Genomic DNA, 9577 nt, shown 5'->3' on the forward strand with positions numbered 1-9577 from the left:
CACATAGTACGTGTGCTCGCTCGGGGGCCGTCATCTGCGTTTTCGCAGGTGAGCACTATTCGGCTTGTACGCAGGTGTGCGTGGAAGTGCCGTGCTGTGCGCCCCTGTTGCCGTCAGCGTTGCCGTCAGACGGCTGCGTGCGTGAGGGCGGTGGAGTGGGCTTTGGCCGGTGTCCTGCCCGGGTTGGGGTCGGGCATGGTCAGGGGGCCGTACGCTGGCCCGGCAACTCGGGCAGGCTGTGCCCCTGCCCGGAATTTGAGCGAGTGGCCCCCTGGCCTTGCCCGACGCGGGCCCCGACCCGGGGAGGTGGGTAAAGCCCATGGAGCCGACCGCCCCCACCGCCGGGCTGCGCACAGGCCAACTCTCCGCCGCTGGTTCGCCGTCGGTCTGGCGCTCGCCCTGCAGGCGTGTCCGGTCTTCTTCGCGCTTCCGGTAACTGCTGCGCTGTCTCTGCGCGGCCTGGTCGCTGGCCGGCCCGCGGTGGCGGAGCCGAGAGCGGGCCGGGTGGGCGGCCGTGCCGCGCGCGACCCGCGTCAGCGGGTCGCCTTGAAGACGTAGAGAAAGTTTGGACGCACCCCGCCTTGGTGCTACGCCGTGGCCGTCGGCTGGTCGTTCGGCTGGAGTGCGGTCCGAAGCGTCGGACTGGCAGGTGTGGTTCTGCGGGCAGCCGGGGTGATCGTTGTTCGGCCGGTCCGGGGCCGTGTTGCAGGGGTACCGTCTGAGTGTTGCCGCAGAACGGAGTTCGCCGTGTCGCAGAGCATTGAGGAGCACACCGGCGCTCGGATCGCCCGTGTCCGGAAGCAGCGCGGCCTGACGCAGCAGGGGCTGGCGATGCGGGCTCACGTGTCGAAGTCGTTGCTGTCGAAGGTGGAGTGCGGGCAGAAGGCTGCCTCCCCGGCTCTTGTCGCTGCCTGTGCCCGCGCGCTGGGCGTCTCCACGTCTGATCTGCTGGGGCAGCCGTACGCCGAGGAGTTGCGCCGGGACCGCATGGACGCCTTGATCCAGCCGATCCGTGAGGGACTGGAGAACTGGGATGTCGCGCTCGACTGGGAGACAGCTCCGCGCCCAGCCGCGTTGATCCGGGCTGATGTCCAACGGGCCCTCGTACAACGCCGGCAGGCGCAGTACACGGACATGGTGCGCGACCTGCCCGGGTTGATCGACGAGTCGGTGCAGGCGGTGCACACCAGCACCGGGGAAGAGCAGCGGCTGGCCTACGAGTGTCTGGCGGGGACGTTCCGGTGTGTGTTCACCGTGGCGTGGAACTTCGGCTATATCGACCTGGCCACCGTTGCGCTGGACCGGCTGGCGTGGATCGCGCCGCGCGCCGACGAGCCAGGGCTGGCCGCCATGTACGCCTACCTTCGCGCACAGACCACGATGTCGTCCGGCCGATACGACGTGGGTCTGCGGGTGATTGACCGCGCTCTGCGGGATCTCGACGGCCTGGATGCGCGCCGCCCGGCAGGCGTTGAGGCCATGCAGGGTGTGATGCATCTGCGGGCTGCGGTGATCGCAGGGCGGATGAAGGACCGGGACCATGCGGATGCCCGCCTGGCCGAGGCCCGCTCTCTGGCCCGGGCCACGGGCGAGTTGCCCGACTTCGGCGTCACCTGGGGGCCGGTGAACGTCGGTGTGCATGCGGTGGCCATCGCCTCGGAGATGGACGACTTCGGTCGCGCGATCGAGCTCGCCCAGGATGTGCACATCCCGCGAGGCTGGACCCGTTCCCGGGCCGGACACCACTGGATGGACCTCGGCCGCTCCCATGCCTGGGCCGGCCACCCGGAGGAAGCGCTGGACTGCCTGCACCAGGCCCGGCGCATCGCGCCACAGCAGACCCGCTACCACCCGACCGTGCGGGACACCGTGCTGGCCCTCAAACGGCAGGAACGAACGCGCAACAGTTCGCTGACGCAGTACGCGGAGTGGGTCGGGATATAGCAGGTTCCCGGCGAGAGGAGTTGCACCGCTTGGTGCAACCGGTGTGCATCGCCAGTCGGCAGGCTGACGCTCAGTCAGGACCCCCGCGACCGGGCGAACGGTCCGGGGGCGTGGCCAACGCTGACAAGGAGCGCCGACGTGCCGCACTGTATCGCCCACATCTTCGAACCACTGCTACGGCTGCTACGGCCCGCGCCAGGCCGCCACCGCGCACCGGATTCCCGCCCCATCCTCCCCGTTGTGGAGGCATCCACTGAATGTCCGCCTCACGTACCCGCTGCCCCGGTGCTGCACGGTGAGGACACCGGACTGGTCCGCCCGTACCTGCTCGCGCACGAACAGCGGGAGCAGCAGCGCCGACGGGCACCCCGGCGCGCACTGTGGCTGGCCGTGCACGGAGTCGACATCGGTCCCCTACCGACCCGCAGCATGGAGGTGGGGGCCTGATGGGCCTCACGAATCAGGTCCGCCTGCTCCCCTGGGCCGCGCCGGAAGGAAAACCCTGCTACCTCGCAGGCGACGGGACCGGATACCTGTCACGCCTCGCTGACAACATGGAGTCGGCCCAACTCGGCCTGGCCGGTGAACTCGTTCAGGAGGCACAACACACTCTGGACGGACGCCAGTGGACGCCTGGCGAACTGCACCTGCTGGCACTCCAGTTGACCGAGGCATTGACGAACGTCCACCGGATCGCGGTGAGCCGGGGAGCACGTCTACCCGCCCCCGCCTACGACGACCTCGACACCCTGGACGACCTGGAGACCGAAGACGAGGAGCGGGACAGCCGCCGCCCCGTCCCGCTCGACTGACTGCCCATCACGATCTCCTGTTCCGGCCGGCGCCCGTCGCACCCGGCCGGATCGGGCCGCAGTGAAAATCCCCGGAGAGCCATGGCTCTCCGGGGATTTTCACTGCATGCAGTCAGGCGCCCTTGGGGCGCTTGGCTCCTCGGCCCTGGCTTGCCTGCTCCAGGCGCTCAAGACGCTCGCGCATGTCGGCCATCTGCTCCAAAATCAGATCAAGCTTGCCCGCCAGGTCGACGTCCCCGGACCCGGGCGGCGCGGACTGCGGCAACTGTGCGGACCCGTCGTCGGTGCCGCCCGCGTCTGCCGGTTCCTCCCAGAAGAGGCTTTCGCCGATGACGTAGGCCAGTTCTTCCGGCTGCGGCTCGCTCGGCCGGGTGCGGGAGGGGATTTCCTTGCGCGGGTTCTTGTAGACCTTGCGGGCATGTCCTTCCAGGGCCAGCGCGGCCAGGGCCTGCTCGGTGGTCTCTTCACTGTGGCCGATGGCCTCGGCGGCATCCGCTGCGGTCAGCCGGGTGCCCTTGGGCAACGAGCCATTGCGGATCTTCTGAACAAGGGCTGCCTGGGCAAGGTGCCGCCCGAAGGCGGGATCGTCCGCATCGCGTACGTAGGCGTCGTGGCTGTGCTCTTCGTCCTCGTAGCGGAGCCATTCGTTGCGTACAAGCAGGCTGACCGCCGCGTCGATGACACGGACCGGTACCGCGTAGTGGTCGGCGAGCGCTTCACGGCCCGGCAGCTTGATCCCCGGCGTGAGGCTGCCGGAGCGGATCCGGCGTTCCAGATCCTTGACGACTTTCTCGAAGGCGTGCTCGAAATCCGCCGACCTGCTCACGAAGGTGCCCTTGCCCTGGCGGGTCATGACCCAGCCCTCGCTGCGCAGGAGCCGCACCGCCTTCTGCACGGTCAGGCTCGATGCGCCGTACGCCTCCATCAGCTGGCTGTGCGACGGCAGCAACTGCCCCGGCTGGAGCTTCTCACCACGGATCTGCTGCTTGAGATCGTCCGCGATGCGCTCGAACGCCAGGCGTGCCTCGTCGGCAGGAGCCATCGTCTTCCCTCGGATCGGCGTATGTCGGTGGTGGAAGGACGGGCCGGCCGCCGTTCCCGCAGCACAGCGCGCTGCACCGGCCAGATTAGCGACCCCATGGACAGGGCGGGAGCAGAACAGCAACGAATAGGGCTGGATAGAGTTGGATTGAGTCAGGTAGGGTCGGGTTGAGCGATCACCCGCATGGGTGATTCGCACCCTTCTACCTGGAGGTTTGCCGTGAAGACCATGCCCATCGACCAGTCCCAGGCCTTGGTGATCCTGGCCTCCGAGCCCCGGCCGCGTTTCAAGGACCGTGACGGCCGGGAGCCCGCGATCGACCGCACGACCGGCGCCCACCTGCACCAGGTGGACGTGATGTTCGCGTTCAACGGCCGCGCCGAAGTGATCACCGTGAACGTGCCCGAGCCCGGCCTCGGCAAGGGCCTCAAGGTCGGCATGCCCGTCGCCTTCACCGGCCTGGTCGCCTCGGCCTGGGAGAACGAGATCAACGGCAAGGACCGGCACGGCATCTCCGTGCGCGGCGACGCCGTTACCGCCAAGGCGGGCGCCTGATGCCCGGGACCTCTCTCGGGCTCGCGCCCCTGGCCGTCGTCGGCCTCACTGCGCTCGGGCTGCTCGGCTGGGCCGGGTTCTGCTTCGCCCGCTGGTACCGCGCCGATGCGGAGACCCGGGCCAGTCTGCGGCAGGCGCGGCAGATGCGGTGGGGCTGGAAGCGGCTGGCGCCGATGCTGGGCCTGGCGGTCAAGGACGCCACCCCGACCGTGCTCCAGCAGTACGGTCCGCAGGAGCAGCCGACGAAGCCGCGCGTGCTGGTGCCGCGTCTGCACACCTGCGCCGACGGCTTCGGCGTCACCGTCACCGCCGATGCGCTGCCGCAGGTCGGGCTGAGCGCCTGGCAGGAGGCCTCCGAGGGCCTGTGCGACGCCTGGGGAATGCGCCGCATCCGGATCTGCCAGCCCAAGCCCGGAGTGATCGTCGCGCGTGGGTTCCGGCGTGAGCCGCTGGAGGCAGTGATCCGCTCACCGCTGCTCGGCCCGGACGGCTCCCCGGTCTGCAGACCGGGTCAGTTCGTCTCCACCGATGACGTGCTGCTCGGCTGGGACGAGGACGGCACCCCTGTTGTGCTCAACCTCGCTTACTCCGCGCACGCGCTCATCGCCGGCGCCACCCGCTCCGGCAAGTCGATCACCGTCAACACCCTGCTCGCCCAAGCCTCGCTCATGCGGGACGTGCGTCTGATCGTGATCGACCCCAACCTCGGGGCGGTCGCGCCCTGGTGGCGTACCGCGTACAAGGTCTCCGACGCGATCCATCCCGACGAGCCGACCGAGATCCTGCGCTGGGTGCGCGAGGAGATGCAGCGTCGCGAGCGGTTGTTCTGGTCCGGCCGTACCGACCGCATCACTGCCTTCAGCGAAGAGCTGCCGCTGCTGCTCGTGGTGATCGACGAGGTGGCGAACTACACCCGTCACCCCGACCGCAAGGCGCGCGAACGGTTCGAGGCCGAGCTACTGGCCGTCGCCAGCCAGGGCGCCAAGTTCGGCGTACGGCTGTGGCTGCTCACTCAGAAGCCCTCCGCCGACGTTCTCACCACCGCCGTACGCACCAACCTGTCCGCCCGGATCTGCCACCGCGTCGACACCGTCGAGGACTTCCTGCACCTCTTCCCCGACGGCCGGGAACTGGACATCACCGCCGCCGACCGCACCATGCCCCAGGGCGTCTCCATCGCCTCCGTCGGCGACATGCGCACCCCCGTCCGGCTGCGCTCGGTCTACCTGCCCACCGAAGCCTGCTGGCAGATCAACGACTTGATGTGCGCCTCCGGACTCAAAGTCCGCGAACTGCCCACCCGCATCGACCTGGACAAGGCCGCGTGAACCCCACCGGCCGCTCCCGGTCCCGTACCGCAGTGATCCCCGGCAAGGGCGTGTAGTCGCCAAACCCTCGCCCCTGCCGGGGCCTCCCTCCCCATCCGTTCACGGCACACGCGTGTGCCGCAGTGCAGAGAGGTCCCGCCAGCATGCCATCGCACGACCGCACCACCGCCATCCCACGGCCGCAACCGGCCGCCGCCAACCTGGCGGTGTTCGCCTCCTACCGGAACCTGCCGGGTCTCGTCCGGCAGTTGTCCTCGCTCGGCGGCTGCGCCCAGCCCATCCGCCTCGAAGGCCACCGCACCGAGATCAACGCCGCCACCGGCGAAATCCTGCGCGAACTGAAGTCCAAGGAGCTGCCCGCCGGGCACCTCCTGGTCCGCTGCGGCAACCGCCGCACCACCCGCTGCCCCTCCTGCGCCGAGCTGTACCGGCAGGACACATTCCATCTCATGGCCGCCGGTCTGCGCGGCGGGAAGAACATCCCTGAACAAGTCGCCGCCCATCCACGGGTGTTCGTCACGCTCACCGCCCCGTCGTACGGTCCGGTTCATGGCAAGCGCTCCAGTTCCGCCGCGCGCTGCGGGTGCGGACATACCCACGCCAAGGACGACCCGGCCCTCGGCACCCCGCTCAACCCGGACCGGTACGACTACACAGGTGCCGTCCTGTGGAACGCACACTCCCCCGCCCTGTGGGCCCGCTTCATGCTCCACCTGCGCCGCACCATCGCCGCCGTTGCCGGAGTCCCGCAGCGCCTGCTCCACAAGGTCGCCCGCGTCTCGTATGCCAAGGTCGCCGAGTACCAGCGACGCGGACTGATCCACTTCCACGCCGTCATCCGCCTCGACGGCCCCAAAGGCGGCCACACACCGCCGCCCACCTGGGCAACCCCCGAACTGCTGACTGACGCCGTCCACGCTGCCGCCGCCCGTGCGCACGTCGACGGACCGGAGATCGACGGCCACGCCTACGCCTTCACCTTCGGCAAGGAGCTGGACGTCAAGGTCATCCGGTCCACCGCCTTCCAGGACGGCACCACCATCACGGAAGGCAAGGTCGCCGGATACGTCGCGAAGTACGCCACCAAAGGCGCCGAAAGCGCGACCGGCACCCTCGACCACCGCCTGAAACTGATCGCCGAACTCGGCCAGGAAACCATCCCCGACCACGCCGCCCGCATGATCCGCACCGCCTGGGCCCTCGGAGCCCGCCGCGACCTCGAACACCTGAAACTGCGGGCCTGGGCCCACATGCTCGGCTTCCGCGGCCACTTCTCCACCAAAACCCGCGACTACTCCACCACCCTCGGCGCCCTCCGCGAGGCCCGCGCCGCCTGGCACCGCCGTCACACCCCTGGACCTGGGCTGACCACGCTCGTCCTCGCCCACTGGGCGTTCGACGGCGTCGGACTCACCCCCGACCTCGAACGCCTCGCCGCACTCATCGGCGGTAGCCCGGCGTGCGAACAGGCGGTGACAGCCGGTGCGTGACGACGAACTGCTCACCGTCCCCGAAGCAATGGCCCGCCTCAAGATCGGCCGCTCCGCCCTCTACGACCTCCTGCGCACCCGCCGCCTGGCCTCGCTGACCATCGGCCGCGCCCGCCGCATCCCCGCCCACACCCTGGACGACTACATCCAGCGACACCTGGAAGAGGCCACCCGATGACCGCCCCCAAGCGCAGGAAGAACCGTGCCAACGGCGAAGGCACCATCTACCAGCGCAAGGACGGCCGCTGGGAAGCCGCCGGCTACGTCCTCGCCGCCGACGGCACCCACAAACGCGTCCGCATCTACGGCACCACCCGCAAGGACGCCGCCGACAAACTCACCGAGAAGATCGCCGACAGCAACCGCGGTCTTCCCGTCGCCACCGCCGACAGCACCATCGGCGACTACCTGACCTACTGGCTCGACAGCGTCGCCGTCCACCGGCTCCGCGAGAACACCCACACCCGCTACGCCACCTGCATCCGTCTCCACCTCATCCCCGGCCTCGGCACCAAGAAAGTCGCCCGGCTCACCGCACGCGACGTACGCACCTTCCTCGACCGGCTCCGCACCACCTGCCAGTGCTGCGCCCAGGGATCGGACACCGAACGGAAGCAGTGCTGTGCCATCGGCGAATGCTGCCAAAAGCGGCTGTCCCCCTTGACCGTGGCCTACGTGCACTCAGTACTCAAGTCGGCGCTGGAGCACGCCGTCCGGGAGGACGAACTGCCCCGCAACGTCGCCCGGAACGTCAAAGCCGCCACGCCCCGGCCCAGGCGCTTCCAACCCCTCACTGCGGTCGAGGCCCGTCAATTCCTCGACGCAGCTCGCGCCGACCGGGTGCATGCGCTGTACGAACTCGCCCTGCGTACTGGACTCCGCAAAGGCGAACTCCTCGGCCTCCACTGGGAAGACCTCGACCTCAACAGCGGCACCGCAACCATCCGCCACTCCCTCCAGCGCACCCGCACCGGCGGCCTCACCCACCTACCCACCAAGACCCGAACGTCCGAACGCCGCATCGCCCTCCCCACCGAGTGCATCAACTCCCTCAAGAAGCACAAGAAGCAGCAGGACACTGAGCGCGAGACCGCAGGGTCAGCCTGGAGCGACAGCAGCGTCGTCTTCACCACGCCGACTGGACGGCCTCTCGACCCGGCCAACCTCACGCGCCGCTTCCGCAACTTCCTCGACCGGGCCGGACTCCGCCGCATCCGCTTCCACGACCTCCGGCACTCGACCGCCACCCTGCTCCTGGAACAGGGCGTCGAACTCGTCGTTATAAAGGAACTCCTCGGCCACGCCCACATCGGCGTCACCGCCGGCGTCTACGCCCACGTCCGACTCCGCCTCCAACGCCAGGCCATCGACACCCTCGGCGACGCCCTCAGCCCCACTGGCGACGCCCCCGACGACCCACCCGCCACAGCCGTCGTCCGCTGACGTTGCCGTCACCGTTGCCGTCAAGACCCCCAGAAGCCCCGCCGGAATGAAATCCGGCGGGACTTCTTACGGACCATATTAATGATCCGACTCTGGCAATCCGAGTCCGTCGCGGTGAGCCCTCGCAAGGGCACTCTCTTCGATGCCAATTTTCTCTTCACTGGCAATGCGAAGGAGAGCGGTTCTCATGGATGCGTAATCAACATGCGACGGCACGTCGATTGCCCACAAAGATCCGGTTGCATCAATCTCCCAGGAGCAACCAAAGGCGCGGAGCATAGTGTCGACTTCCCCTCCCGCGCCATCATCTTTGACGATAACGCGGACCGCCGAATGGCCAGACTCAGAAACGAACTCCTCGAACACAAGCTCTCTGCGCTCGTGATCAGCCCTGACCCGCACGATATCCCCGAAGGCAACACCCTTCACGTAGAAGGGGGTGTTCCGAACCTGAACCTCCATCTTCACGGAAGTCTTCCCAGTCCAGAGCCGCTCCGCAGATGCACGCGCCCACTGAGCTGTCTCTTCAGGGAGGTCGAAGGCTACCTTGTACAGCCTCTCAGGCTTATCGTCCGACTCCGACTTTCCGGCGCTAGTCATCGAGGAAATCTCTGAGCTCATCGTCCCAATCCTCCAGTGGCTTCGTGGACTTATCTCTGTTGCACCGACGGCAGGCCACTGCTCCATTATGGTCGCCACCGTGCCCTCCACTGGCCTTCGGCTCTACGTGGTCGATCTGGGCATCGTCGGGCCTCCCCTTGATGGCGTTTCCATTGGCATCTCGCGATGCGCGCCGTTCCACCGTCTGCCCACAGTAGTCACACTTGTACTCGCCACCGTTCTTCGCGGCGTTAGCGTCGTAGACCTTCTGCCTCTCAGCATCAGTGAAGTCCAAACCAGCTCTGTTGCAGTTATGGACAAGAACCGGTGTGTCCTCTGCCAGCACATAGTACGTGTGCAGGT

General features: G+C 68.2%; 11 protein-coding genes. 8 read left to right on the forward strand and 3 right to left on the reverse strand.

Annotation, left to right across the window (positions count from 1 at the left end):
- Positions 1-747: 747 nt before the first annotated feature.
- The 3 genes from PV734_RS45590 (at position 748) to PV734_RS45600 (ending at position 2756) form a co-directional block, all read left to right on the forward strand.
- A complete protein-coding gene (locus PV734_RS45590) occupies positions 748-1944 on the forward strand; it encodes a helix-turn-helix transcriptional regulator (RefSeq protein ID WP_319295200.1) in 1197 nt (398 codons plus the stop codon).
- 285 nt (positions 1945-2229) lie between these two features.
- Positions 2230-2391, forward strand: a complete 162-nt coding sequence (locus PV734_RS45595) for a hypothetical protein (RefSeq protein WP_319295202.1) — start codon at positions 2230-2232, stop codon at positions 2389-2391.
- On the forward strand, positions 2391-2756 hold the full coding sequence (locus PV734_RS45600) for a hypothetical protein (protein WP_319295204.1): 366 nt from the start codon (positions 2391-2393) through the stop codon (positions 2754-2756). Before PV734_RS45595 ends, PV734_RS45600 begins: the two co-directional genes overlap by 1 nt.
- A 112-nt stretch (positions 2757-2868) precedes the next feature.
- On the opposite strand, the gene PV734_RS45605 is transcribed toward PV734_RS45600, so the two are convergent.
- On the reverse strand, positions 2869-3798 hold the full coding sequence (locus PV734_RS45605) for a GntR family transcriptional regulator (RefSeq protein WP_319295206.1): 930 nt from the start codon (positions 3796-3798) through the stop codon (positions 2869-2871).
- A gap of 228 nt (positions 3799-4026) precedes the next feature.
- Between PV734_RS45605 and PV734_RS45610 the strand changes: the two genes are divergently transcribed.
- The 5 genes from PV734_RS45610 (at position 4027) to PV734_RS45630 (ending at position 8614) form a co-directional block, all read left to right on the forward strand.
- On the forward strand, positions 4027-4353 hold the full coding sequence (locus PV734_RS45610) for a hypothetical protein (protein ID WP_257850208.1): 327 nt from the start codon (positions 4027-4029) through the stop codon (positions 4351-4353).
- Positions 4353-5681, forward strand: coding sequence for an FtsK/SpoIIIE domain-containing protein (locus tag PV734_RS45615; protein ID WP_319295208.1), 1329 nt, complete (start codon positions 4353-4355; stop codon positions 5679-5681). The genes PV734_RS45610 and PV734_RS45615 overlap by 1 nt, the downstream gene beginning before the upstream one ends.
- Positions 5682-5824: 143 nt before the next feature.
- Positions 5825-7171 carry a replication initiator gene (locus PV734_RS45620; RefSeq protein WP_319295210.1) on the forward strand — a complete coding sequence of 449 codons (1347 nt, stop codon included), beginning with the start codon at positions 5825-5827 and terminating at the stop codon, positions 7169-7171.
- On the forward strand, positions 7164-7349 hold the full coding sequence (locus PV734_RS45625; RefSeq protein ID WP_319295212.1) for a helix-turn-helix domain-containing protein: 186 nt from the start codon (positions 7164-7166) through the stop codon (positions 7347-7349). Before PV734_RS45620 ends, PV734_RS45625 begins: the two co-directional genes overlap by 8 nt.
- Complete coding sequence (locus tag PV734_RS45630) at positions 7346-8614, forward strand: tyrosine-type recombinase/integrase (protein WP_319295214.1); 1269 nt, start codon at positions 7346-7348, stop codon at positions 8612-8614. The genes PV734_RS45625 and PV734_RS45630 overlap by 4 nt, the downstream gene beginning before the upstream one ends.
- Positions 8615-8692: 78 nt before the next feature.
- Here PV734_RS45630 and PV734_RS45635 read toward each other — a convergent pair whose 3' ends face one another.
- Both PV734_RS45635 and PV734_RS45640 read right to left on the reverse strand, forming a co-directional pair.
- Complete coding sequence (locus PV734_RS45635; RefSeq protein WP_319295216.1) at positions 8693-9235, reverse strand: DUF4265 domain-containing protein; 543 nt, start codon at positions 9233-9235, stop codon at positions 8693-8695.
- Positions 9207-9577 (reverse strand): HNH endonuclease (locus PV734_RS45640; protein ID WP_319295218.1); only part of this gene is annotated, 371 nt, incomplete at its 5' end. The genes PV734_RS45635 and PV734_RS45640, both read right to left, overlap by 29 nt.

The organism is Streptomyces sp. AK08-02, assembly GCF_033795085.1.
Classification (GTDB): domain Bacteria; phylum Actinomycetota; class Actinomycetes; order Streptomycetales; family Streptomycetaceae; genus Streptomyces; species Streptomyces echiniscabiei.